21 protein-coding genes, 1 tRNA gene and 1 other RNA gene are annotated in these 23,749 nt (G+C 61.5%); 15 read left to right on the top strand and 8 right to left on the bottom strand.

From position 1 onward, the window contains the following. Positions 1-155: 155 nt before the first annotated feature. The 4 genes from HCZ30_RS10145 (at position 156) to HCZ30_RS10160 (ending at position 6,553) form a co-directional block, all read left to right on the top strand. Entirely contained in the window at positions 156-3,029 is a 2,874-nt protein-coding gene (locus HCZ30_RS10145; protein ID WP_167638179.1) for an Rne/Rng family ribonuclease, read from the top strand. A 137-nt stretch (positions 3,030-3,166) separates the two neighbouring features. Continuing rightward, a complete protein-coding gene (locus HCZ30_RS10150) occupies positions 3,167-3,931 on the top strand; it encodes a cytochrome c biogenesis CcdA family protein (protein ID WP_167638180.1) in 765 nt (254 codons plus the stop codon). 58 nt (positions 3,932-3,989) lie between these two features. Next, positions 3,990-5,204, top strand: a complete 1,215-nt coding sequence (locus HCZ30_RS10155) for a hypothetical protein (RefSeq protein ID WP_167638181.1) — start codon at positions 3,990-3,992, stop codon at positions 5,202-5,204. Continuing rightward, a complete protein-coding gene (locus HCZ30_RS10160; RefSeq protein ID WP_167638182.1) occupies positions 5,201-6,553 on the top strand; it encodes a cytochrome P450 in 1,353 nt (450 codons plus the stop codon). Before HCZ30_RS10155 ends, HCZ30_RS10160 begins: the two co-directional genes overlap by 4 nt. On the opposite strand, the gene HCZ30_RS10165 is transcribed toward HCZ30_RS10160, so the two are convergent. The 5 genes from HCZ30_RS10165 to ssrA all read right to left on the bottom strand — a co-directional run bounded on the left by HCZ30_RS10165 (position 6,550) and on the right by ssrA (position 9,522). After that, on the bottom strand, positions 6,550-6,771 hold the full coding sequence (locus HCZ30_RS10165; protein WP_167638183.1) for a ribbon-helix-helix domain-containing protein: 222 nt from the start codon (positions 6,769-6,771) through the stop codon (positions 6,550-6,552). The genes HCZ30_RS10160 and HCZ30_RS10165 overlap by 4 nt on opposite strands. Next, positions 6,768-6,947 (bottom strand): DUF4169 family protein, encoded by a 180-nt coding sequence (locus tag HCZ30_RS10170; protein WP_167638184.1) that lies wholly within the window; start codon positions 6,945-6,947, stop codon positions 6,768-6,770. Before HCZ30_RS10170 ends, HCZ30_RS10165 begins: the two co-directional genes overlap by 4 nt. An 80-nt stretch (positions 6,948-7,027) precedes the next feature. Beyond that, positions 7,028-8,422 carry a class II fumarate hydratase gene (fumC, locus tag HCZ30_RS10175; protein WP_167638185.1) on the bottom strand — a complete coding sequence of 465 codons (1,395 nt, stop codon included), beginning with the start codon at positions 8,420-8,422 and terminating at the stop codon, positions 7,028-7,030. Positions 8,423-8,535: 113 nt separating this feature from the next. Further along, positions 8,536-9,009, bottom strand: a complete 474-nt coding sequence (locus HCZ30_RS10180; RefSeq protein WP_167638186.1) for a ClpXP protease specificity-enhancing factor SspB — start codon at positions 9,007-9,009, stop codon at positions 8,536-8,538. Positions 9,010-9,171: 162 nt separating this feature from the next. After that, positions 9,172-9,522, bottom strand: a transfer-messenger RNA (tmRNA) gene (gene ssrA / locus HCZ30_RS10185). A 125-nt stretch (positions 9,523-9,647) separates the two neighbouring features. Between ssrA and HCZ30_RS10190 the strand changes: the two genes are divergently transcribed. The 9 genes from HCZ30_RS10190 (at position 9,648) to HCZ30_RS10230 (ending at position 20,219) form a co-directional block, all read left to right on the top strand. Then, positions 9,648-11,069: a cryptochrome/photolyase family protein gene (locus tag HCZ30_RS10190; RefSeq protein WP_167638187.1), complete on the top strand. Its 1,422-nt coding sequence runs from the start codon at positions 9,648-9,650 to the stop codon at positions 11,067-11,069. A gap of 82 nt (positions 11,070-11,151) precedes the next feature. Further along, entirely contained in the window at positions 11,152-12,360 is a 1,209-nt protein-coding gene (locus HCZ30_RS10195; RefSeq protein WP_167638188.1) for an SAM-dependent methyltransferase, read from the top strand. 4 nt (positions 12,361-12,364) lie between these two features. After that, positions 12,365-12,808 carry a TrgA family protein gene (locus HCZ30_RS10200; RefSeq protein WP_281352627.1) on the top strand — a complete coding sequence of 148 codons (444 nt, stop codon included), beginning with the start codon at positions 12,365-12,367 and terminating at the stop codon, positions 12,806-12,808. Further along, complete coding sequence (locus HCZ30_RS10205; RefSeq protein ID WP_167638190.1) at positions 12,808-13,908, top strand: NUDIX domain-containing protein; 1,101 nt, start codon at positions 12,808-12,810, stop codon at positions 13,906-13,908. The genes HCZ30_RS10200 and HCZ30_RS10205 overlap by 1 nt, the downstream gene beginning before the upstream one ends. A 50-nt stretch (positions 13,909-13,958) precedes the next feature. Further along, complete coding sequence (locus HCZ30_RS10210) at positions 13,959-14,990, top strand: cysteine synthase A (protein WP_167638191.1); 1,032 nt, start codon at positions 13,959-13,961, stop codon at positions 14,988-14,990. Next, positions 14,990-17,638, top strand: a complete 2,649-nt coding sequence (locus HCZ30_RS10215; protein WP_246212747.1) for a DUF3772 domain-containing protein — start codon at positions 14,990-14,992, stop codon at positions 17,636-17,638. The genes HCZ30_RS10210 and HCZ30_RS10215 overlap by 1 nt, the downstream gene beginning before the upstream one ends. Continuing rightward, a complete protein-coding gene (locus HCZ30_RS10220; protein WP_167638192.1) occupies positions 17,635-18,354 on the top strand; it encodes an alanyl-tRNA editing protein in 720 nt (239 codons plus the stop codon). The genes HCZ30_RS10215 and HCZ30_RS10220 overlap by 4 nt, the downstream gene beginning before the upstream one ends. 81 nt (positions 18,355-18,435) lie before the next feature. Beyond that, a tRNA-Ser gene (locus HCZ30_RS10225) sits at positions 18,436-18,525 on the top strand. A gap of 188 nt (positions 18,526-18,713) precedes the next feature. Continuing rightward, a complete protein-coding gene (locus tag HCZ30_RS10230; protein WP_167638193.1) occupies positions 18,714-20,219 on the top strand; it encodes a fumarate hydratase in 1,506 nt (501 codons plus the stop codon). Positions 20,220-20,252: 33 nt separating this feature from the next. Here HCZ30_RS10230 and HCZ30_RS10235 read toward each other — a convergent pair whose 3' ends face one another. Together HCZ30_RS10235 and HCZ30_RS10240 are read right to left on the bottom strand one after the other, a co-directional pair. After that, a complete protein-coding gene (locus tag HCZ30_RS10235; RefSeq protein ID WP_167638194.1) occupies positions 20,253-20,888 on the bottom strand; it encodes a glutathione S-transferase in 636 nt (211 codons plus the stop codon). A gap of 36 nt (positions 20,889-20,924) precedes the next feature. After that, a complete protein-coding gene (locus HCZ30_RS10240) occupies positions 20,925-21,803 on the bottom strand; it encodes a LysR substrate-binding domain-containing protein (RefSeq protein ID WP_167638195.1) in 879 nt (292 codons plus the stop codon). Positions 21,804-21,892: 89 nt separating this feature from the next. Between HCZ30_RS10240 and HCZ30_RS10245 the strand changes: the two genes are divergently transcribed. Continuing rightward, positions 21,893-22,471 (top strand): nuclear transport factor 2 family protein, encoded by a 579-nt coding sequence (locus HCZ30_RS10245; RefSeq protein WP_167638196.1) that lies wholly within the window; start codon positions 21,893-21,895, stop codon positions 22,469-22,471. Position 22,472: 1 nt separating this feature from the next. Continuing rightward, positions 22,473-23,264, top strand: a complete 792-nt coding sequence (locus tag HCZ30_RS10250; RefSeq protein ID WP_217703046.1) for an alpha/beta fold hydrolase — start codon at positions 22,473-22,475, stop codon at positions 23,262-23,264. 34 nt (positions 23,265-23,298) lie between these two features. Here the strand turns inward: HCZ30_RS10250 and HCZ30_RS10255 are convergent, their stop codons facing one another. Further along, entirely contained in the window at positions 23,299-23,727 is a 429-nt protein-coding gene (locus HCZ30_RS10255) for a c-type cytochrome (RefSeq protein ID WP_167638198.1), read from the bottom strand. Positions 23,728-23,749: the final 22 nt, after the last annotated feature.

Consider the following 23,749-nt stretch of genomic DNA (forward strand, 5'->3'; position numbering starts at 1 on the left):
AAGAACCGCGATGCAACGCGCGCTGAACACAGGCAGAACGATGATGGCCCCGAGGGGCCTCTCTGTCTGCGTAGCGCCCATCGCCCCTAATAGACACGCTACATCTGCCGCCGCCCCGCCAGGGTGGGCGGCCATGTGCCGTGCAATTGGATCAAATGGCAAAGAAAATGCTCATCGATGCCACCCACGCGGAAGAAACCCGCGTTGTGGTGGTGGACGGAAACAAAGTCGAAGAATTTGATTTTGAAAGTCAGTCCAAACGGCAGCTCGCCGGTAATATCTACCTCGCAAAGGTAACTCGCGTCGAACCGTCGCTTCAGGCGGCCTTCGTTGACTATGGCGGCAACCGCCATGGCTTCCTCGCGTTTTCGGAAATTCACCCCGATTACTACCAGATTCCGGTCGCCGACCGCGAAGCTCTGTTGGCCGAAGAACGCGCCTACGCTGAAAGCCTCGCCGCCGAGAACGACAAGGATGACGACGAGGACGACAAGCCCCGCAAGGTAAACCGTTCGCGCCGTGGTCGTGGCCGCTCCAAGGCGAAAGCCGCAGAGAGCAACACCAACGATCCCGTCGCCACCAAAGAAATCTCGGGCATGGAAACCATCGACCTCGACGAGGGCGAAGATGGTGAAGGCGAGGCCAAGTCGGACAATGACGACGACGCCGTAAGCCCCATGGAAACCGTTGCCGAAACGCCGGTCGACACCCCGTCGAACGACGAAGAGGAGCAGCCCGAAACCGCCGAAGCAGAGACTGCCGAAACGGAAGAAAGCGCTGACGAGGCATCGGAAGAGGCGTCGGACGACGAAGACGATAACGATGACGACAAGGACGACTCGATCGAGTCCGTTGCTGACGAAGACGACTCCGAGGACGTGCGTCCGGTGCGCAAGCCGCGCCCCAAGCGCTATAAGATTCAGGAAGTCGTCAAAGTCCGCCAGATCATGCTGGTTCAGGTCGTCAAGGAAGAGCGCGGTAACAAAGGCGCTGCGCTGACCACCTACCTGTCGCTCGCAGGCCGTTATTGCGTCCTGATGCCGAACACCGCGCGTGGCGGTGGCATCAGCCGCAAGATCACCAACGCAGCCGACCGTAAGAAGCTGAAGGAAATCGCGAACGAGATGGACGTGCCGGATGGTGCAGGTCTCATCATCCGTACCGCCGGTTCCCAGCGTACCAAGGCGGAAATCAAGCGCGACTACGAATACCTCCAGCGCCTGTGGGAGCAGATCCGCGAACTGACGCTGGAATCCTCTGCCCCTTCGAAAATCTACGAAGAGGGCGACCTCATCAAACGTACGATCCGCGATCTCTACTCCAAAGAGATCGACGAAGTGATCGTTGCGGGCGACGAAGGTTACCGCACCGCGAAGGCGTTCATGCGTATGATCATGCCGTCGCACGCGAAGAACGTGAAACCCTACGCCGACCAACTGCCGCTCTTCGCGCGCTATCAGGTCGAGGGTTACCTTGCCGGCATGTTCAATCCGGTCGTTCAACTGCCGTCGGGCGGTTACATCGTCATCGGCATCACCGAAGCTCTCGTCGCGATTGACGTGAACTCGGGCCGTGCGACCAAAGAAGGCTCGATCGAGCAGACTGCGGTCAAGACGAACCTCGAAGCTGCCGAAGAGATCACCCGCCAACTGCGTCTGCGCGACCTTGCCGGTCTGATCGTCATCGACTTCATCGACATGGACGAGCGCAAGAACAACACCGCCGTTGAAAAGCGCCTCAAGGACAAGCTGAAAACCGACCGCGCCCGCATTCAGGTCGGCCGCATCTCGGGCTTCGGCCTGCTGGAGATGTCGCGCCAGCGTCTGCGTCCGGGTATGCTCGAAGCCACGACCCAGCCGTGCTCGCACTGCCACGGCACAGGTCTGCTGCGTTCGGACGACTCGGTATCGCTCGCCATTCTGCGCCAGCTCGAAGAAGAGGGCGTTCGCGGCCGTTCGAAAGAGGTTCTGGTCAAGGCACCGACTGCGATCGCCAACTTCCTGATGAACCAGAAGCGCGAACACATCGCGGCCATCGAAATGCGCTACGGCATGGCTGTGCGTATCGAGTGTGATCCGTCGATGATCTCGCCCGATTTCGAGATCGAGAAGTTCAAGACCGCAACCCGCATCGTTCCCGAAGCCCAGCCGGTGATTTCGACCTCGTCGGTATCCATGGCCGAACTGGACGAGGAACTCGACGATATCGTCGAGGAGACCGAGGACGAAGAGGCAGAGGTCGAAGCGAAGGCTCCGGCTGCCGAGGAAGAAGAACAGAAGCCCAAGAAGCGCCGTCGTCGTCGCCGTCGTCGTCGGGGTGGCAACAACAACGATGAGGACTCGGATCAGTCGGATGACAATTCGGACGACTCCGAGGGTTCGGACGACAGCGAAGCCAAGGTCGAAGAGACCGCAGCCGCTGCCGAGCTGACCGAAGTTGTCGAAGCCAAGGCTGAAGAGGCTACTGCCGAAGCGCCCGCCGAAGAAGCGGTTGCCGAAGAGAAGCCCAAAAAGCGTACTCGCCGTTCGCGCAAGAAGGTCGAACCGGCTGCCGAGGGCGAAGAAAAGCCCGCCGAGGCTGCCGAGGCACCTGCGGAAGCTCCGGCTGAAGAAGCCGCTGCCGAAGAGAAGCCGAAGAAGCGTGTTCGCCGCTCGCGCAAGAAGGTCGAAGAGCCGGTTGCCGAGGTCACTGCTGCAGCGCCGACCGAAGCCGCTGCCGAAGCGCCTGCCGAGGAAGCTCCCGCCGAGCCGGAAGCCCCCGAAGCGCAGCCCGCGCCGGAAGTCGTGGACGTTGCCGCTCAGGAACCCGAAGAAGTGGTCACGACCGCTGCCGAAGTGACCGAGGCCGCAGAGCAGGCCGAACAACCCAAAGCGGAAGAGCCTGCAGCCGAAGAAGCCAAGGCCGAAGAGCCCGCGGCGGAACCTGTTGCAGAGGCCGCTCCGGAAGAGCCGAAGGAGCCCGAACTGGTCGCAGCGGAAGAACCTGCCGCACCGCCCAAGCCCAAGCGCACCGGTTGGTGGTCCCGCTAAGAACACGAAACGCCGCCCCGAGGGGCGGCGTTTTCATTTCAGCCATTCGCCAAACTGTGACGATCTGCGCGGGCGTTTCCGGCTGACCTCGCTCCGGCTTTGAGTTATCCAAAAGACGGAATGTTTAAGGGGACATGATGGAAAACTTCGCCTCGACCCAGTCGCTCGTCGATGCCAGCCTCATTCTGGCCATGCTCGTTGCTGCGCTTGCGGGTCTGCTGTCGTTCCTCAGCCCATGCGTTCTGCCCGTCTCCGCGCCGTACCTCGCCTATATGGGCGGCGTCAGCGTCAACGAGATGGACGAAGACACCGGCGCGCGCCGCCGCGTGATGGTCGCTGCGGTGGCCTTCGTGCTCGGCCTGTCGACGGTGTTCCTGTTCCTCGGCTACGCGATGTCGATGGTCGGGCAGTTCTATTTCGAGATTTCGGACAAGGCGAACATCTTCTTCGGCCTGATGATCATGCTGTTTGGCGCGCATTTCGTCGGCGCGATCCGCATCCCGCTCTTCATGCGCGAAGCCCGCGTGGACGTGAAGGATCAGGGCGGCTCGATCCTTGGCGCGTACCTTCTGGGCCTCGCGTTCGCCTTCGGCTGGACCCCGTGCCTCGGCCCGATCCTGTCGGCGATCCTCGCGGTGGCCGCCAACGAAAGCTCCGCCACGCGCGGCGCGATCCTGCTGTTTGCTTACGCTATGGGCCTCGGCATCCCGTTCTTGCTGGTTGCCGCGTTCTTCTCGCGTCTCAAGGGGCCGATGGCATGGATGCGCCGCCACATGGACCGGATCGAACGTATCTCGGGTCTGCTGCTCTGGACTGTCGGTCTGATGCTGCTCACGGGCCGTTTCACCGACCTCAGCCGTTGGCTGCTGGAGGCATTCCCCGTTCTCGCCAATATCGGTTAAGTCTTACTCTCGCCCGTTTTCGTCGCTAAGGTCCGTGAAAAGACACGCGGAATCTGGAATGGCGCAAACTGGGCAGGGTAAGGTCGAACGGCGGCGGGTGTTCTACATCCCCGGATACGACCCGATCCATCCGCGCCGCTACCGCGAACTTTACCGCAAAGAATCCGCCGAACAATCCAAGGTCTCCGGCTACGAGATCGCGCTCCAACCCAAAGCCACGGGCGGCGCTTACGGCTGGCAGGCCGACGCGGTGATGGACGGGCAGGCGGCCCATGCCGACATCGACGTGCTGGTCTGGTCCGACATCGTGCGCGGCTCCATGAGCCAGTCGATCCCCGCCACCTACCGCCAACTGGTCGAGACCGCGTGGGTCTATATCTCCACCGGCGCGTTGTTCCGCCTGATGCAACTGCGCAAAGGACCGGTGATCGCCGCCTTGTACCCCGTGGGGGCGCTGCTGGTGCAGGCTCTCTTGGCGCTGTTGCTCGTGTGGCTCTGCATCGAAATCGGCGGGCTGGTCCCGTTCGGAGAGATCATCGGGCTGGCTGTTGGCACATTCCTTGGCTGGCGGCTCCTGAACTGGTTCAAGGCCAAGGACGGCAAGTTCTTCGCCTACTACCTCATGCACGACTACGCCTATTCGGCACACTACCGCGGTGCGAACCCGCCCGAACTCGAAGCCCGCATGGCCGAATTTGGCGATACCATCGCGGAGGCGCTGACCGCCGACTATGACGAAGTGCTCGTGGTCGGCCATTCGTCGGGCGCGCACCTCGCGGTGTCGATCCTCGCCGATCTGATCCGCGCGAGCAGGGTGCCAGAGGGCAAGCGCCTGTCGTTCCTCAGCCTCGGGCAAGTGGTGCCGATGGTCAGTTTCCTGCCCAAAGCGGACCGCCTCCGCGCCGATCTGGCGTATCTGTCGGAGCGCGGCGAGCTGACATGGGTCGACGTGACCGCGCCAGGGGATGGCTGCGCATTCGCGCTCTGCGATCCGGTGGCAGTGAGCGGGGTGGCGACGGCGGCGCAGAAGTGGCCGCTGGTGATCTCGGCATCGTTCACGCAGACCCTGTCGCCCGCGCGGTGGAAGGAACTGCGCTGGCGGTTCTTCCGCCTGCATTTCCAGTACCTCTGCGCCTTCGACCGGCCCAAGGACTACGATTATTTCCGGATCACAGCGGGGCCGGTGGCCTTGGGCGACCGCTACGCCGAACGCACCCATTCGCGCAGCCGCATGACCAAGCCGGTGAACAAATTCACCTCGGTCCGCGCATGACGAAGCCGCCGAAACCAGAGGCGCGGCCCGAAAAAGTCAGCCTCCGCCGCTATGTGCGCATGTTCCGGCAGGACATCCTGAGCGCCCAGCCAGCGCGGCTCTATCGGGCGTGGATGGCGGAGTTCAAAACGCCGTTTTTCCGCAGCTACATGTGCAACGATCCCGCGTTGGTGCGGCTAGTACTGAATGAACGGCCCGACGACTTTCCGAAGTCGAACCGTGTGGGGGCCGGACTGCGCCCGCTGCTCGGCAACTCGGTGTTCCTGACCAATGGCGAGACGTGGAAGCGCCAGCGCCGCATCATCGACCCCGCGTTCGAGGGCGGTCGCCTGCGCGATACCTTCCCCGCGATGTGGGCGGCGGGCGAGGCGATGGTGGCGCGCGTGGATCACTACGCCAACGGCGAGCCTATCGAGTTCGAGCAGGAGGCCAGCCACGCCGCCGCCGACGTAATCTTTCGCACGCTATTTTCGATCCCGATCGAGCATGACACGGCCGCCCGAGTATTCCACGAATTCCGCCTGCACCAGCGGACGATGCCGATCCTGAACCTCGCGGCTTTCGTTCCCGGACCGCGCTGGATGCCGCGCTTTTTCAGGCGCGAGACGAAGCGGACGGCCAAGGTGATCCGGCAACTCATCAGCTCTCTGACCGCCGAACGGCTGGAACAGATCGAGGCGGGCACCGCGCCTGACGACCTCGCGACCAAGATCATGACGACGACCGACCCGCAGACAGGAGAGAAATTCAGCGTCGAGGAGATGGTCGATCAGGTCGCGATCTTCTTCCTTGCGGGGCATGAGACAAGCGCCTCGGCGCTAGCGTGGACGCTCTATCTGCTGGCGACCCACCCCGAATGGCAGGACAGGATCGCCGCTGAAGCTGCTGATATGACGGAAAATTTCTCGCAGGTGTCAAAGCTGAAAACGGCTCGCGATGTGTTCCGCGAAGGCCTACGGCTCTATCCGCCCGTGCCGATGATGGTGCGCGAAACAACCTATCCCGAAACCTTCCGCGATCGACCAGTGAAGGAAGGCGCGCAGGTCGTGCTGTCGCCTTGGCACCTGCATAGGCACGAACGGCTCTGGGAAAAGCCCGACGATTTCGACCCTGCGCGCTGGCACACCGAAAACGGCAAGACCTGCATGCGCGAGGCGTTCATTCCCTTCTCGTCCGGTGCGCGGGTATGCACGGGCGCGGGTTTCGCGATGGTCGAAGGGCCGCTGCTGCTCGCGATGCTGGTGCGCAAATTCCGGTTCGAGCCTGCCCCTGACCGCACGCCGATCCCCGAGGCGCATCTGACCGTGCGCTCTGCCAACGGGATCTGGCTGATGATCACGCCGCGCTAGGCGAGTTTGGCTTGCAGGCGCGTCAGGATGTAGACGCGGATCGCCGAGCCAAGGCCCACGTCGCCGCGCGTCTCGTCAATCTCTGCCGTCAACTCATTGAGGCCCTTGCCGTCTTCCTTGGCCGCCGCGCGGAAGGCGTCCCAGAATTCGGGCTCCAGCGAAATGGACGTGCGGTGTCCGTGCAGCGTGACCGAGTGCTTGACGGGGCGGGTGGTCATTCGTCGTCCCGCTTCAGCTCGTCGAGCCGTTTTGTCGTCAATTCCGCAATCGCTCCCTCGCGTTCGCGCTCGGCCTTGGTGCGTCCGAACTTCACAGCGTTCTGGTCGGCCTGACGCTTGGCGTCGGCCTTTTGCTTTTGCTTGCGGAAACGGTTGAGGTTCACAACATCTGCCATGGCGCGACCTTACGCCTGCTGCGCGCAAAGAAAAAGGCCGCCCGTTGCGGGGCGGCCTTTGCATTTTCTCACAGACGCGATCAGTCCTTCGGGCCGACCATGTCTTCGGGGCGTACGATGCGGTCGAAAGTTTCGCCGTCGACAAAGCCGAGCGCGATGGCTTCCTCGCGCAGGGTGGTGCCGTTCTTGTGCGCGGTTTTGGCGACCTTGGTGGCGTTGTCGTAGCCGATGGTCGGGGCCAGCGCGGTGACCAGCATCAGCGACTCTTTCATCAGCTTTTCGATGCGGGCGGTGTTGGCTTGCGTGCCGACGACCATGTTGTCGGTGAAGGCCGAAGCCGAGTCGCCCAAGAGCTGCATGGATTGCAGCACGTTGTAGGACATCATCGGGTTGTAGACGTTCAGTTCGAAGTGGCCCTGCGAGCCTGCGAAGCCGACGGCTGCGTCGTTGCCCATAACGTGCGCGCAGACCATGGTCAGTGCTTCGGCCTGGGTCGGGTTCACTTTACCCGGCATGATCGACGAACCCGGTTCGTTTTCCGGCAGGATCAGCTCGCCCAGACCCGAACGCGGGCCCGAACCCAGCAGACGCATGTCGTTGGCGATCTTGAACAGCGAGGCCGCAACGGTCTTCAGCGCGCCCGAGAGCATGACCATCGCGTCGTGTGCGGCCAGTGCTTCGAACTTGTTCGGCGCGGTGACGAAGGGGAGGCCGGTGATTTCGGCCATGTTGCCGGCGACCATCTCGGCCCAGCCTTTTTTGGTGTTCAAACCGGTGCCGACAGCGGTGCCGCCCTGCGCCAGTTCGTAGATGTCACCAAGGCAGGCCTCGACGCGCTCGATGCCCTTGCGGACCTGATGCGCGTAGCCCGAGAACTCTTGACCCAGCGTGAGCGGGGTGGCGTCCTGCGTGTGGGTGCGGCCGATCTTGATGATGTCCTTGAACTCTTCCTGCTTGGCTTCGAGAGCGGCAAGCAGTTTGCGCAGACCGGGCAGCAGGACGTCACGCGCCTGCATGGCGATGCCGACGTGCATGGCGGTCGGGAAGGTGTCGTTGGACGACTGGCCCATGTTGCAGTGATCGTTCGGGTGGACGGGCTTTTTCGAACCCATTTCGCCGCCGAGCATTTCGATAGCGCGGTTCGAGATGACCTCGTTCGCGTTCATGTTCGACTGGGTGCCCGAGCCGGTCTGCCAGACGACCAGCGGGAAGTTGTCGTCGAACTTGCCGTCGATGACTTCGCCAGCGGCGGCGATGATGGCGTCAGCGATCTCGGCGTCCATGGTGCCGAGTTCCTTGTTCGCCATTGCGCAGGCTTTTTTCACCACGCCAAGCGCGCGGATAATCGGCACGGGCTGCTTTTCCCAGCCGATGGGGAAGTTGATGATGGAACGCTGGGTCTGTGCACCCCAGTACTTGTCGGCAGGAACTTCGAGCGGGCCGAAGCTGTCGGTTTCGGTGCGGGTAGCGGTCATAGGGCTCTCCTCAACAAAGGGTTGCCCTGTCATACTCCATACCCAACCGAAAGCAATACGGTATACCGTGGGATACCGCGCTTTAACGCTAACAAACGAGTGGGTTCAGACGCTTATTTGCGGAACTTGTCGAGCGAGACGATCTCGGCTTCCTTGCGCGGCTCGTCCTCGTCGTCCTCGACGATTTCCATCGGCGCTTCGTCGTCATCATCGTCGTCGTCATCGCCTTCGTCGGTGTGCGTTTCAAAGCGCAGGCCGAACTCCACCGATGGGTCCACGAATGTGCGGATCGCGTCGTAGGGGATGTAGAGCGGCTCGGGCTTGTCACCGAAGTTCAGGATGACAGAGAACCCTTCGTCCGTGACCTCAAGACCGTCGAACCAGTGTTCGAGCACGATGGTCATTTCGCCTGGATAACGGTCCGAAAGCCAGTCGGCCAGTTCGGCGTCGGGGTGCTGCGTGTCGAAGGTGATGAAGAAGTGGTGCTTGCCGGGCAGACCCTCTTGGGAAACGCGGGTGAGGACCTTCTGGATGAGGCCACGCATCGCGTCGTGCATGAGGTTTCCGTAGTCGATAGAGCGGCTCACGGTCTGTCCTTTCGGCTTGTCTTTCTTCCAGCATACGGGATTCGGAATGGGAGGAAAGTGAAACCTCACAAAGCCCAAAAGCCCGTCGCGGCGAATATGCCGAATGTCACGCGCACTGCAACCGCATTTGCGGATATGGGGCGTTCTATAAAGGGAGGAGGAAGTGGAGGTTTCTGTTGCCAGGTACCTCCGAACCCCGCCTTACGCTGCTAGGCGCAAGGGCTTAATTTTCGGTGTTTCGCACTGCTTACGCAGCGAGAGCTACCGGAGCACGGTTGTCATTTGCAACTATACTGTTTGAACCGATAACGGTGGTATCTCACCGAGACAAAGCAAACCCCTTTAGACGTTCGTCGATCCTATTTCGGCCCCATGATCCCCAAATGAAGGATGTATGGTGGAGCCGCCGGGTACCGCCCCCGGGTCCGATCCGCTTATTACGAGCGCGTTTATGTCCATAGTCGCCGAAGCGACAGGACAGATATAGTGGACGGAGGGGTGACGCTCAAGGGGTGAGCGGCAAAAGAAAATTGTGGAAATTTAAGTTCTTGGCCGATCCAAGGCGTCGGGTCGTGCGTATTCTTGTCAAAACCCCGCTGCGCCACAAATTGTGCGGTATCCCTTCGACCGGAGACCTTATGTCCGACAACCGCCCCGTACTTATGTGGTTCCGCCGCGATCTGCGCCTTTCCGACCATCCCGCACTGACCGCCGCCTGCAATTCGGGTGGCCCCGTCATTCCGGTTTTTATCCATGACGAGATTGTCGAAACCACGGGCGCCGCCGCACGGATGCGCTGGGGCATGTCGATCGAGGCGCTGGCGAAATCGCTGGAGGAGAAGGGCAGCAAGCTGATCCTGCGCAAAGGGAACGCGCTGGAGGTTCTCAAAGACCTGATCAAGGAAACCGGAGCGGGGGTCGTCCACTGGTCGCGCCTCTACGATCCGGCCTGCCGCGAGCGCGATACTGACGTAAAGTCGGCGCTCAAGGACATGGATATCGAGGCCGAAAGCCACTCCGGCCACCTGCTGTTCGAGCCGTGGACGGTGGAGACAAAGGACGGCGGGTTCTACAAGGTCTACACGCCGATGTGGAACGCGGTGAAGGGGCGCGAACTGCCCTCGCAGCTGTCGGCGCCGTCGAACATCCCCGCGCCCGATAGTTGGCCGAAGTCCGACAAGCTGGACGACTGGAACATGGACGTGGACATGCGCCGCGGCGCTGATATCGTCAAATCCTATCAGGTCGTCGGAGAAACCTCTGCCCGCAGCCGCCTGTCGTCCTTCACCGCGCACCGGATCGAGACATACAAAGAAGAGCGCGATTATCCCGCCATCGACGCAGGTTCGCGGCTGTCGGAAAACCTCACCTACGGCGAGATTGCTCCGCTTTCCATCTGGTACGCCGGCCAGCGCGCTCGCGACGAAGGCAAGGCGGGGGCCGAGCATTTCCTCAAGGAACTGGTCTGGCGCGAGTTTGCGTATCACCTGATTTACCACACGCCGCACATCACCAACGATAACTGGCGCGAGAAGTGGAACGACTTCCCTTGGAATACCGATGAGCGCAAGAAAGAGGTGAAGGCGTGGAAACAGGGCCGCACCGGCGAGCCCTTCGTCGACGCCGCTATGCGCGAGATGTACGTGACAGGCACGATGCACAACCGCTCGCGCATGATCGTCGCGTCCTACCTGACCAAGCACCTGATGACCCACTGGGACGTCGGAATGCGCTGGTTCGAGGATTGCCTGACCGACTGGGACCCTGCGTCGAACGCACTCGGATGGCAGTGGACCGCAGGATCGGGCCCCGACGCAGCGCCGTATTTCCGCATCTACAACCCCGCGACCCAATGTGACAAGTTCGACGAGAACGGCACCTACCGCGACACGTGGATCGCCGAGGGTCGCAGCAACCCCGCCAAGGAGGCGCTGCAATACTTCGATGCCATCCCCGAACGCTGGAACATGTCGGCGGATGATGCGTACCCGGGCCGGATCATCGACCTCGACGAAGGTCGTCAGCGGGCGCTCGAAGCCTACCAAGGCTACAAAGACTGATTTTCTGTAACCATTTTTTGCGGTTTGCGTGACAAGTGTGTCCAAACCGCTAATCTCAAATTGATTGGACGAGGGGATTTCGATGATTTTGACTTCGACAAAGGGGCAGTCGGATCTTCCGCGCTATTTCCCGCAGGTGTTCGACGTCGTTTCCACCATGAAGCGGGGCCGCGTGGACATCACTCTGCCCGACGGGCGGGTGTTCCGCGCCGAAGGCAAAGAGCCCGGATTCGTGGCCGAATTGAACATCCACAACAAGGATTTGTTCAGCCGCCTCATCCGCGAAGGCGATCTTGGCTTCTGCGAAGCCTATATGGACGGCTGGTGGTCGACGCCCGATCTGATGACGTTCATGGATTTGATCCAGGACGAAGCCGACGAGATTTTCGACGGATTCCCGGGTCAGGCGCTGGTGCGGATGTACGAGCGGATGCGCTTCTGGCTCCAGTCGAATACCAAGACGCAAGCGCGCAAGAACATCAGCTATCACTACGATCTGGGCAACGATTTCTACTCGATCTGGCTAGATGACAGTATGACCTATTCGTCCGCGCTGTACCTCACCGGACAGGAGGATCTGGAGAAGGCACAGGAGCAAAAGTACGCCTCCATGATCGACCAGATGGGCGTGAAAGCGGGCGATCACGTGCTGGAAATCGGCTGCGGCTGGGGCGGCTTTGCCGAGTACGCAGCGAAGGAACGCGGTCTTAAGGTGACCGGCCTGACCATCAGTCAGGAGCAGTTAAAGTACGCGCAGGAACGTATTGAAAAGGCAGGTCTTTCCGACATGGTGGAGCTGCGCCTTCAGGACTACCGCGACGAAAAGGGCAAGTACGACGGCATCGCTTCGATCGAGATGTTCGAGGCCGTGGGCGAGAAATACTGGCCCGTCTATTTCGGCAAGATCCGCGAGTGCCTCCGCCCCGGTGGTAAGGCGACCCTCCAGATCATCACCGTGCAGGACCGCCGCTTCGAGATCTACCGCAAGAGCGTCGACTTCATCCAGAAATACATCTTCCCCGGCGGTATGCTTCCGGGGCCGACCGTGCTTCGCCAAGAGGTTGAAAAATCGGGCCTCAACGTCGACAAATCCATCGAGTTCGGCGAGAGCTATTCCGTCACGCTGCGCCGCTGGTATGACACCTTCAACGCCAAGTGGGACGATATCGCAGCACTAGGATTTGATGAACGTTTTAAGCGTATGTGGAACCTTTATCTTGCCTCGTGCGCCGGAACGTTCCACGGTGGGAACTGCGACGTGACGCAGATCACGGTTTCTAAACCGGCTTAACTTAATGTATCTGACTTTATCCCGTTTAGCGGGAGCTTTGTGCCTCGGCGCAGTGATGGGAGCTATTTCGATCCCGACTGCGCCGCTTCTACACGGGTATATGCGACTTCCGTTCTATTTCGAGGTCAACGTGCTTTGTGGTGTGATCATCGGCTGGACGGTGCTGGGACGCCGTATGCCGACTTTTCTTGCTGGCGGCCTCAGTAACGGCATTTCGGGCGGTATTCTCTGCCTCGTCTTCGCGCTTCTGGCCAACGGCTTTATCCGCATGATCGATCTGGCGCTACAGATGCGCTATGACAATGTGCTCGAAGCGGTGGTGAGCATTGTCGACCTTGGCCTTGATGTGCTGGTTGTCATTGCGCAGCCGAGCACGCTGGGTATGTTCGCGGTAGGAGCATTGGCCGCAGGACTTCTTTCTCAATTCGTGGCCAAATACGTCGATTGATGACTGCTATTTTTGTTTATGGAACGCTGCGCGATCAGGCGCTTCGCGAAACCCTTTGCCGTGGGCCGATCACATTCGAGCCTGCGGTTCTGCCTGATCATATCGTTTTGGTTGAAAAAGGCACCGGCCTTCCTGTGCTTGTAGAACGCGCCGGAGCAGAGGCCAAAGGGCTGCTGCTCACGGGGCTGAGCGATGCGGAGTCCGATGCGCTCGACGCCTACGAGGTGCCGTTCGGCTACGACAAGGTCACGCGCGAAGTGAACGGGCAGGCGGCGACCGTCTACATGCCGCCCGAAGGTTCGGTGACGGGCGACGTGTGGGACCTGACGATCTGGCAACGTGAGCATGGCGAAGTCAGCCGCTACGCCGCCGAAGAGATCGCGGCGAACAATCCGCCGCTTTCGCCTGATGAACTGAAGCGCTGGTGGGACCGCATCCGCCACCGCGCTTTCTGCCGCTACCGCGCCGTACACAACGACGGCACGGCCAGGGTGCGCCGCGAGGCAGGTCACGCAGAAATCGTAGTCACGTCAGGATTTTACGGGAATTTCTTCAAGTACCGTGAGATGCAGGTCCAACACGACACCTTCACCGGCGGCATGTCTCCGAAAATGCCACGCGAAGGGTTTCACGGTGCCGATGCCTCGCTCATTCTACCGTATGATCCCAAGACCGACCGCGTGATGATGGTCGAACAGATGCGCGTCGGGCCGCTCCTGCGCGGGGACCGTAACCCGTGGATGCTGGAGCCGATCGCGGGCATGGTCGACGCGGGCGAAACCCCGCTGGAGGCCGCCGTGCGCGAGGCCGAGGAAGAGGCGGGCCTCAAGCTGGACAAGGTCATCACCCTTTTCGGTGGATATCCGAGCCCCGGTAACGCTTCGGAGTACCATTATTGTTTTGTCGCACTAACTGATCTTCCAGAACGTGACAGCTACACAGGCGGTCTCGAGGAGGAACAGGAGGACATCCGCGTGCACACCATTCAACTGGACGATGCGCTGGACCTCGTCGACAGCGGCGAGATTACGGTTCTGCCTTTCATCGCGATGCTCAACTGGGTCGCAAGAAAGCGCGAGAGCTTGCGGACATCGGCTTGAGTTCCCACCTCAGCAGACCTACACAAGAGGAAAGCAAGAAAGGCCCTCGAATGCAGATCAAACCAGACCTCGCCGCAGCTATCGGTAACACGCCGCTCATCAAGCTTCGTGCCGCGTCCGAGGCGACGGGCTGTACCATTCTGGGCAAGGCCGAGTTCATGAACCCCGGCCAGTCGGTCAAGGACCGCGCTGCTCTCTACATCATCAAGGACGCCATCGAACGCGGCGAACTTAAGCCCGGCGGCACGATCGTCGAAGGCACCGCCGGTAACACCGGTATCGGCCTCGCGCTGGTCGGTGCGTCGATGGGCTTCAAGACCGTCATCGTCATTCCCGAGACCCAGTCTCAGGAAAAGAAGGACATGATCCGTCTGGCGGGCGCCGAATTGGTGCAGGTTCCGGCGGCTCCGTATCGCAATCCGAACAACTACGTCCGCTACTCTGGCCGTCTGGCCGAAGAACTGGCGAAGACCGATCCAAACGGCGTGATCTGGGCCAACCAGTTCGACAACGTCGCAAACCGTCAGGCCCACATCGAAACCACCGGCCCCGAAATCTGGGAACAGACCGGCGGCAAGGTTGACGGCTTCATCTGTGCGGTCGGCTCGGGCGGTACGCTCGCGGGTGTCGGCATGGCGCTCCAGCCCAAGGGCGTGAAGATCGGTCTGGCCGATCCGGACGGCGCTGCGCTGCATTCGTACTACACCACGGGCGAGCTGAAATCGTCGGGCGACTCGATCACCGAAGGCATCGGGCAGGCGCGTATCACCGCCAACCTCGAAGGCTTCACCCCCGATTACAGCTACAACATCTCGGACAGCGAAGCGCTGCCGGTTGTGTTCGACCTTCTTGAAAACGAAGGCATCTGCCTTGGTGGTTCGTCGGGCGTCAACGTTGCCGGTGCGATCCGCATGGCCAAGGAAATGGGTCCGGGCCACACCATCGTCACCATCCTGTGTGACTACGGCACCCGCTACCAATCCAAGCTGTTCAACCCCGAATTCCTCAAGGCCAAGGGCCTTCCGGTTCCGGGTTGGATCGAGCAAGGCCCGTCGTCGATCCCTGGAGTCTTCGAGGACTAATGACCTCTATTCGCAAGTTTTTCTGGCTGGTAGCAGTGGTATTTACCCTGCTGCCAGCCTTTTCGTATGCGCAGGACGGAACCGGCTCGCTGGCCGATATGGCGACCTCGGCGCTTGATGGACTGACCAACACCGATACGCAGAGCGCTGAGGGTGACAGTAGCGGCGAAAGTTCGGACAGCTCTTCGGACGGCGGCGAAGACGTCGCAGCCGAGGACGAACCCGTGCCCATCGACACTTCCGCCCAGCCCGCGATCGAGCAGCTCTCTGCCGAAACCGGTCCCGACTACGAGGCGTGGGAACGCGTTGCGGTCAGGGCAGAGCAGGGACTGGCGAACGAGACCGTGTCCAGCTTTGCGCTCGACCGTCTGCGGTCCGAAATCGTCAACTGGCGCGATGACCTGCTTGAGGCGGAGTCGACCAACTCCACCCGCATCGACACCGTCAAAGCTCAGATTTCCGCGCTCGGTGAAAAGCCGGCCGACGGCGAGAGCGAGCCGCAGGCGATCGCCGACCGCCGCACGACGCTGAACACGCAGCTTGAGACGCTGATGGCGCCCGCCGTTCTGGCGCAGGAAGCCTTCGTCCGCGCCAATGGCCTTGTGGCAGAAATCGACGCCGTGATCCGCGAACGCCAGACCCAGCACCTGATCGAACGCGGCCCGCTGCCGCTCAATCCTGTGCACTGGGTCGATGGCGCGACCGCCATGTGGAACGCCGTCACCAGCATCGCGAGCGAGACCAACGCTCGTATCATTAGCCGTTTCAGCTCCGGTCGCATCTGGGAAAGCTTCATTCAGGCCGCCCTGATGTTCGTGGTCGGCACCGTGCTGATCGCGCGGGGGCGCAGCTGGATCATCAGTATGCAGGACAGGGTGATCAAGGGTGCGGGCACATGGGCTGACGCGCTGCAATTCATCATCTCGCTCGGTCAGATCCTGCTGCCGCTGCTGGGTGTGTGGATCATCACCACGGCTGCCAATGTGTCGGGGCTGCTCGGGTTCAGGGGGCAATTGCTGGTCGAGGCGCTGCCCTATGCCTCGCTCCACGTCATCATCGCCAAGTGGATTTCGTTCCAATTCTTCCCCGAGGACACCGAAAAGGACTCGCTCCTCGGCACCCCGGGAGAGGAACACAGACGTGCCCGCCGCATTGTCTGGAGCCTCGGCTGGCTGCTGACCATCGGCTACCTGCTGACCCGCCTTGTCACCGTCACGGACGAGCCCGACACCATTGCGGGCGTCGTGCTGCTGCCGATCGAGCTACTGCTTGCGTTCTTCCTCTATCAGTTCGGCCGCCTCCTGTTCCGCACCTCGAAAAAGGAAGAAAACAAAGAGGTCTACCGCTACCGCTTCTTCGCCGTGGCGGGCCGTATCGCGATGGTGATCGCTGTCGTCGGCGCGTTGCTGGCGCTGGCGGGCTATGATGTTGGCGCGCGTGCGCTGCTTTACCCTGCTGTGCGGACCCTGTCGGTGCTGGCTGTCATCATGCTGATCCAGCGCCTGATTATCGACCTCTACATCGTCTGGACCGGCTCGCCCGATAGCGCCGCAGATGCGCTGATGCCGGTGATTTCGGCCTTCCTGCTGATCGTGGTTTCGCTGCCGATCCTCGCCCTGATGTGGGGCGTGCGCGAAGCCGATCTACTGGAGCTGTGGAGCCGTTTCCGCGAAGGCTTTATCATCGGCGAGACGCGCATCTCTCCCGGAGATTTCGTGACCTTCGCCGCCGTGTTCGCCATCGGCTACAGCATCACGCGGTTCATCCAGAGCACGCTTCGCTCGACCGTTCTGCCTAAAACCCGCCTTGATATCGGCGGGCAGAACGCTGCTGTGTCGGGCATCGGCTACCTCGGTATTTTCCTCGCGGCGGTCATCGCGATCACCATGGCGGGCATCGACCTCTCCAGCCTCGCCATCGTGGCTGGTGCGCTGTCGGTCGGTGTCGGTTTCGGCCTTCAGACCATCGTATCGAACTTCGTGTCGGGCATCATCCTGCTGATCGAGCGCCCGATTTCCGAAGGCGACTGGATTCAGGTGGGCGACCAGATGGGCCACGTTCGGAGCATCTCTGTCCGCTCGACCCGTATCGAAACCTTTGACCGCAAGGACGTCATCATCCCCAACGCCGACCTCGTGTCGGGGCAGGTGACCAACTGGACCCGCGGCAATTCCGTTGGCCGTGTCATCGTGCCTGTGGGCGTGGCCTACGGTACCGACAGTCACCGCGTGGAGGAAATCCTGCGCGAAGTGGCCGAGGCGCACCCGATGGTGCTGCTGAACCCGCCGCCGAACGTTTATTTCCGCGGTTTCGGTGCGGACAGCCTCGACTTCGATATCCGCGCGATCATCCGCGACATCCACTTCATTTTCCAAGTGCAGTCCGAGATGAACCACGAGATCAACCGCCGCTTCTCGGAAGAGGGCATCGAGATCCCGTTCGCGCAGCGCGATCTGTGGCTCCGCAATCCCGAAGCGCTTCGCGAAATGGCGCGGTCGCAACCTAGCGAGGCCGAGCAGACAGAGATCAAGTCGCAAGCGGCAGAGCAGAAGGCGGTCACATCCGAGCCGCCGCAAGAGCCGATTGCGCCTGATGTACCCGATAAAAAAGACGACGATAACGATAATGAGGGGGATGAAATTTCATGACCGAACTCCTTTTCCGCGAAGACGCCTACATGCGCGAAGCCACCGGCACGGTGGTTGAACTGACCGACCAAGGCGGCGTGGTTCTGGATCGTGCGCTCTATTACCCCACCTCCGGCGGCCAACCCGGCGATAGCGGCGAACTGACGTGGGAGGGTGGGTCGTGCAAAATCGCCACCGCCGTGAAGGCCGAGGGCGAAACCGTCGTGCTGGTCCCTGCGGACGGTGAAACGCTCCCCGAAGTCGGCACCGAAGTCACCCAGACGCTCGACTGGGACCGCCGCCACCGCCACATGCGCGTTCACACCGCGCTGCACCTCCTGTCGGTCGTGATCCCGCTGCCCGTCACCGGCGGCCAGATCGGTGCGGAGAAGGGGCGCCTCGACTTCGACATGCCCGACGCGCCTGAGGACAAGGAACTGCTCGAAGAGCGCCTGAACGACCTCATCTCCCGCGACCTGACGATCTCCGAAGAATGGATCACAGACGCCGACCTCGACGCGAACCCCGGACTGGTCAAGACGATGTCCGTCCAGCCGCCGCGCGGTTCGGGCAAAATCCGCCTCGTGCGGATCACCGACGGCGACAGCCAGATCGACCTCCAGCCCTGCGGCGGTACGCACGTGAAATCGACCGCCGAGATCGGCAAAATGCGCTTTGGCAAGGTCGAGAAAAAAGGCGCCCGCAACCGCCGCGTCTCCATCCATCTGACCGAGTGAATTAACCGCTCAAAACCATACGAAAAATCAGCGGTGCCCCCCTTGCATATGGGCGCCGCTTGCGGGTAAACCCCGCTGCACGGACAGTTGGCCGAGTGGTCGAAGGCGCACGCCTGGAAAGTGTGTAGGCGGGGAACCGTCTCGAGGGTTCGAATCCCTCACTGTCCGCCATTACCCTTCATTTGTAGACCTTTGGGCGTTACCATCTCGGTTGCGCGCGCCAGAGCGGAAACGAATCCGCTTGCTCGGCCCGTGCGCGGGGCGTTTTCGCTAACCTATCCCGATGCTTGCGTGACATTTTGGGTGCTCACGTTGCAAGCGTGTACGCAATTATTGCCGCCACACTGATGGAGAAATCTATGACCGTGATCCGCGAAGATGATCTGCTGGAAAGCATCGCAGAAGCCCTTCAATTCGTGTCCTACTACCACCCGAGCGACTTTATCCGCGCGATGTCTGCCGCGTACGACCGCGAGGAAAGCAAGGGCGCGAAGGACGCGATGGCGCAGATCCTCGTCAATTCGCGCATGGCGGCGATAGGCAAGCGTCCGATTTGTCAGGACACCGGCACGGCCAACGTCTTTATCGAGATCGGCCACAAGGCGCAGCTTCAACTGTCGCGCCCGTTGCAAGACGTCGTCGACGAGGCGACCCGCCGCGCCTATGCAGCCGACACCAACCCGCTGCGTGCCTCGGTCGTTGTCGATCCGTTCGGCACCCGCAAGAACTCGGGCGACAATACGCCTGCGATGCTGCACATCTCTATGATTGAGGGCGAGAACGTCTCCGTCCACGTATCGGCCAAGGGAGGCGGGTCCGAGAACAAAGCCAAGTTCACCGTGCTGAACCCTTCAGCGTCCGTTGCTGATTGGGTGGTGAACACGGTCGAGACGCTCGGCGCTGGTTGGTGCCCGCCGGGCGTGCTGGGCATCGGTGTAGGCGGCTCGTCCGACCGCGCGATGCTGATGGCGAAGCAGTCGCTGAACGACGCGCTGGACATGCAGGACCTGCTGCGCCGCGGTCCCAAGGACAAGACCGAAGAGTTGCGGATCGAGATTTACGAGCGCGTTAACGCGCTGGGAATCGGTGCGCAGGGCCTCGGCGGTCTGACCACTGTGCTCGACGTGAAGGTGCGCAGCTTCCCGACCCACGCGGCGTCTTTGCCCGTTGGTCTGATCCCGAACTGCGCTGCCACGCGCCACGTCCACTTTACGCTTGACGGCAGCGGCCCTGCGCGTCTGACCCCGCCGAACCTGTCGGACTGGCCGGAGATTCTGCTCGACAAGGCCAGCGCCGGTGCGCGCCGCCTCGACCTCGACACGCTGACCGACGCGGACATCGCGACCCTCACGCCGGGGGAAACGCTGCTGCTGAGCGGTACGCTCTACACCGGCCGTGACGCGGCGCACAAACGGATGGTATCGATGCTGGACGCGGGCGAGGAACTGCCCGTCGACCTCAAGGGCCGCGCGATCTACTACGTCGGTCCGGTCGATGCCGTGGGCGACGAAGTCATCGGGCCCGCCGGTCCGACGACCTCCACCCGCATGGACAAATTCACCGACCGCATCCTGACCGACACGGGCCTCAAGGTCATGATCGGCAAGGCAGAGCGCGGGCCGGAAGCCATCGAAGCGATCAAGAAGCACAAAGCTGTCTACCTGATTGCGGTCGGCGGCGCGGCGTACCTTGTGTCCAAAGCGATCCGCGAGGCGGAACCGGTCGCGTTTCAGGACCTCGGCATGGAAGCGATCTACAAGCTGCGGGTCGAGGATATGCCCGTGACCGTCGCCGTTGATAGCGAGGGCAATTCGGTCCACAAAACCGGTCCCGCGCAATGGAAACGGATGCCGCAACTGGCGTAACCAATCAGCCCCGCTTCGGCGGGGTTTTTCGTTTCAGCCGAACAGAACGGGCGCGTCGCCCTCTTTCCACGGGGTGAACTTCGGCATGATCGCGGCAAAGCGGTCGCTGTCCGTAAACCGCACCAGCCACGCCTTCAGCGCGGGCCAGTCCTGCGTGTCGAACCACTCGCGATCAATGTTCGCGAACTGGCGCACAAAGGGCAGGGTGGCGAGGTCCGCAATCGTCGGACGGTCGCCATAGAGCCACTGCTGGTCCCCCAGCATGTCGTTCATACCCATCAGGTGCTGCACTGCCTTTTCGCGCTCCGCAATCGGGTCGAGGTCAGGATAGCGCACAGCATATTTCGTGTGATCGAGCGCGGCCTTGAACGGGCCGTCGTTGGTACGGATCAGCTCCCAGCCATCATCTGGCATGTCCAGCAGCCCTTCGGGATCGCGCTGCCGCAGGGCGTGGACCATGATGTCAAAGCTCTCGTCCAGCACCTGATCGCCGTCCTTCATGCACGGCACCGTGGCGGAGGGAGAGGTCGCGAGAAAGGCCTCGGGTTTGTCACGCAGCAGGATTTCCCGCAACTCGACCTGAACACCGGAACTGAGCACAGCAAGGCGGGCGCGCATGGCGTAGGGGCAGCGGCGGAAGGACCAGAGGATCGGAAGCGTATCAATCATGCCGCCTATGTAGGGCAGCCCCGCGCGATTGGAAAACTATTTAGCGGCCTTCTGTCTGACCTGCGCTTCGCGGATATAGGCCATCGTCGCGCCCTTGGTTTCGCGTTTGCGGTGGAGCATGAAAAGCGAGGCTTGCCTGCTGAGTTCGGGGATCGGTCTGAACGCCAACCCCGGCACGCCAAGCTGTTCGGCCTGCTCAGGCGCCAGCGCAACGCCCATACCCGCCGCGGCAGCCGCGATGATGGCGAGCGTCGAGGGCAGTTTATGCACCATCGCGGGCGTGTAACCGTGCGCGCCCAGCCCTTCGAGCATCCCGTCCATCTCTGCCCCGTAGAGCAGCAGGTCCACGCCCGAGAGGTCTTTGATCGTCAGCTCGTCCATAGCAGTCAGCGGGTGATCGACGGACATCGTGGCGACCACGGTGGATTTCTGCACCGGCAGCGCCTGAAGTTCAGGTTCATTGCCGGGGAAGGACATGTAGGCGACGTCGATCTCCGATAATTGAAGGCCGTCGCGGAGCGCCTTCGGTGCGGCCTCGGCCAGCGTAATTTCGACCTTGGGATGCGCTTTGCGGAAGGCGCGCAGGTCCTCGACAAGGATGCCACTCAGCACCGCGTTGCCGACAAAGCCGATGCGGATCTGCCCCATATCGCCGCGCAAAGAGCTTCGGGTCACGTCGTCCGCGTGCGAAACCATCGACAAGATGCGCCGCGCTTCGGGCACCAGCGTGCGCCCCGCGTCGGTCAACTCGACACGCCGCGTGGTGCGGGTGAACAGCGGACCGCCGAGGTTTTCCTCCAGCGCCTTGATCTGCATTGATAAAGCGGGCTGCGCGATATGCAGTTTTTCTGCAGCGCGGCCAAAGTGGCATTCGTCTGCCACGGTCAGGAAATAGCGTAGTTGTCGGAGGTCCATGAGTTCTCACTGATCAGCGATCACTATTAATCAATCAGATCATTTATGAACCGGGTGTCACTACATCTCTGATCAAAGGAGATGACACAATGACTACTCTCGAAGACAGAACCGAAATTGGCGAGCTGATGAACGGCTGGCTGCATCGGGATCTGGGCCGCTGGGACGACCTCGCGGCGCTCTTCCATGATGATGCAACAATCGAAATCACTTGGTTCAAAGGCACCGCGTCGGAGTTTGTCGCCGGATCGCGCAGGATGGGGTCCAGCGATCTGACGAGCCGCCACGTCATCGGGTCGCCGATGATTACCAAGCGCGGGAATCGTGCCTTTGTCGAAACGCCCGCGATGATCGTCGGGCAGCACAATACGCTGCACCTCGGGGCGACGTCTCACGGGCGGATGCTGGACCGCGTGGAAAAGCGCGGCGGGCGCTGGGGCATTGTCGAGCGGCATTGCAGCTACGACATCTCCAGCTTCGACTACCCGCGCGGGCCTGTCGATATCGACTGGAGCATCGTGGGCGCGCATCCCGCCGAATACGCGCCGCTCGCCTATCTGCTGACGGTCGCGGGCTATCCCGTCGAAGGGACGTTCCCGACGCGCTTCTCCTCCCTTGAAACTAAAATCCGGTCGGACGCTGACGTCTGGCTCAATGAAGAGGTCTGACATGACGAACTATGTTGAAAACGAAGGCGCAAAGATCGCCTACACGCAAATGGGCTCCGGTCCGCTGGTTGTCCTGATCCCAGGCGCGAACGGCGAGAGCGTCCGCTACACGCCGCTGATGATGGCGCTGAAGGATGACTTTACCGTCGTACGCCTTGATCGCCGCGCGGCTGGCGAAAGCACAGGTGATGCGGGTGCTGCGCTGGATCTGAAACAGGCTACCCGCGATGTGAAGGCAGTGATCGAAGCGATGGACATGGGCCCTGCGATTGTCTTTGGCAGCAGCGCCGGTGCCGTAATTGCTCTGAACGTAGGGGAACAACACCCTGAAATCGTGAAACAATTGCTCGTCCACGAGCCGCCCGTGACCGAAATTCTGCCCGAGCCGCAGGCGACCGAATGGCGCGAACTCTTCATCAAGGTGAAGTACACGTTTGACACCGATGGCGCGCTGCCCGCAATGAAACTGTTCATGAGCGAGACCGTCGGCCTCGGCGTTGCGGCCCAACCGGGTGACCAGTCCGAAAGCACGCACGACCGTTTCCTGCGTCACGAATTCCGCGTCATCAACAGCTTCAAGCCTGATCTGGGGCTGCTGAAATCGAACGCCATTCCTGTGGTGATGCAGGCTGGCGACCTGAGCGGCGATGCGTGCTACGCGGAAACCGCCCGTTACATCGCGAAGTCCATGCCGTGCGAGCTGGCCGTCGTGCCGGGGCACCACATCGGTTACGTCAGCCAACCGGCTGAATTCGCTGATGCATTCCGGAAAATCACCGCCGACGTGCTTTAAAAAGGAAAGGCCCGCGATCTGCGGGCCTTTTCGCTTATTCGCGGTATGTTTTGTGGCAGCCCGCACAGGCGCCGCCGACCTGTTGGAGCGCGGCGCCGAGGTCATCGGCAGAGCTGACGCTCAGGCTCCCCGCCGCCACCTCCAGATCGCCCGCTTTGGCGACGAAATCGTCCCAGTTTTGCCAGATGGCGGGCAGCGCCTCGGAGCCTTCGACGAGCACCTGCTGTTCGAAATACGCGGGGATTTCAGCGGCTTCGGCCTGAATGGCGTTCAGCGCGGTCTGGACGGCATCGGCGTCGAAGGCGGCTTCACCTTTTGCCATGTCACCGATGACTTTGACGTTGCCGCCGATACGCTTCATCGCTTCCATACGGGCAAGGACGACCGGATCGGTGACGCCGTTATGGGCGAAAACGGCGGTGGCAGTGACGATCGCGGCGAGGGCGGGCAGAACGTATTTCATGGGATCTCCAATGGCTTTGGCC

Source organism: Marivivens donghaensis (genome assembly GCF_011806565.1).
GTDB classification, from domain to species: domain Bacteria; phylum Pseudomonadota; class Alphaproteobacteria; order Rhodobacterales; family Rhodobacteraceae; genus Marivivens; species Marivivens donghaensis_A.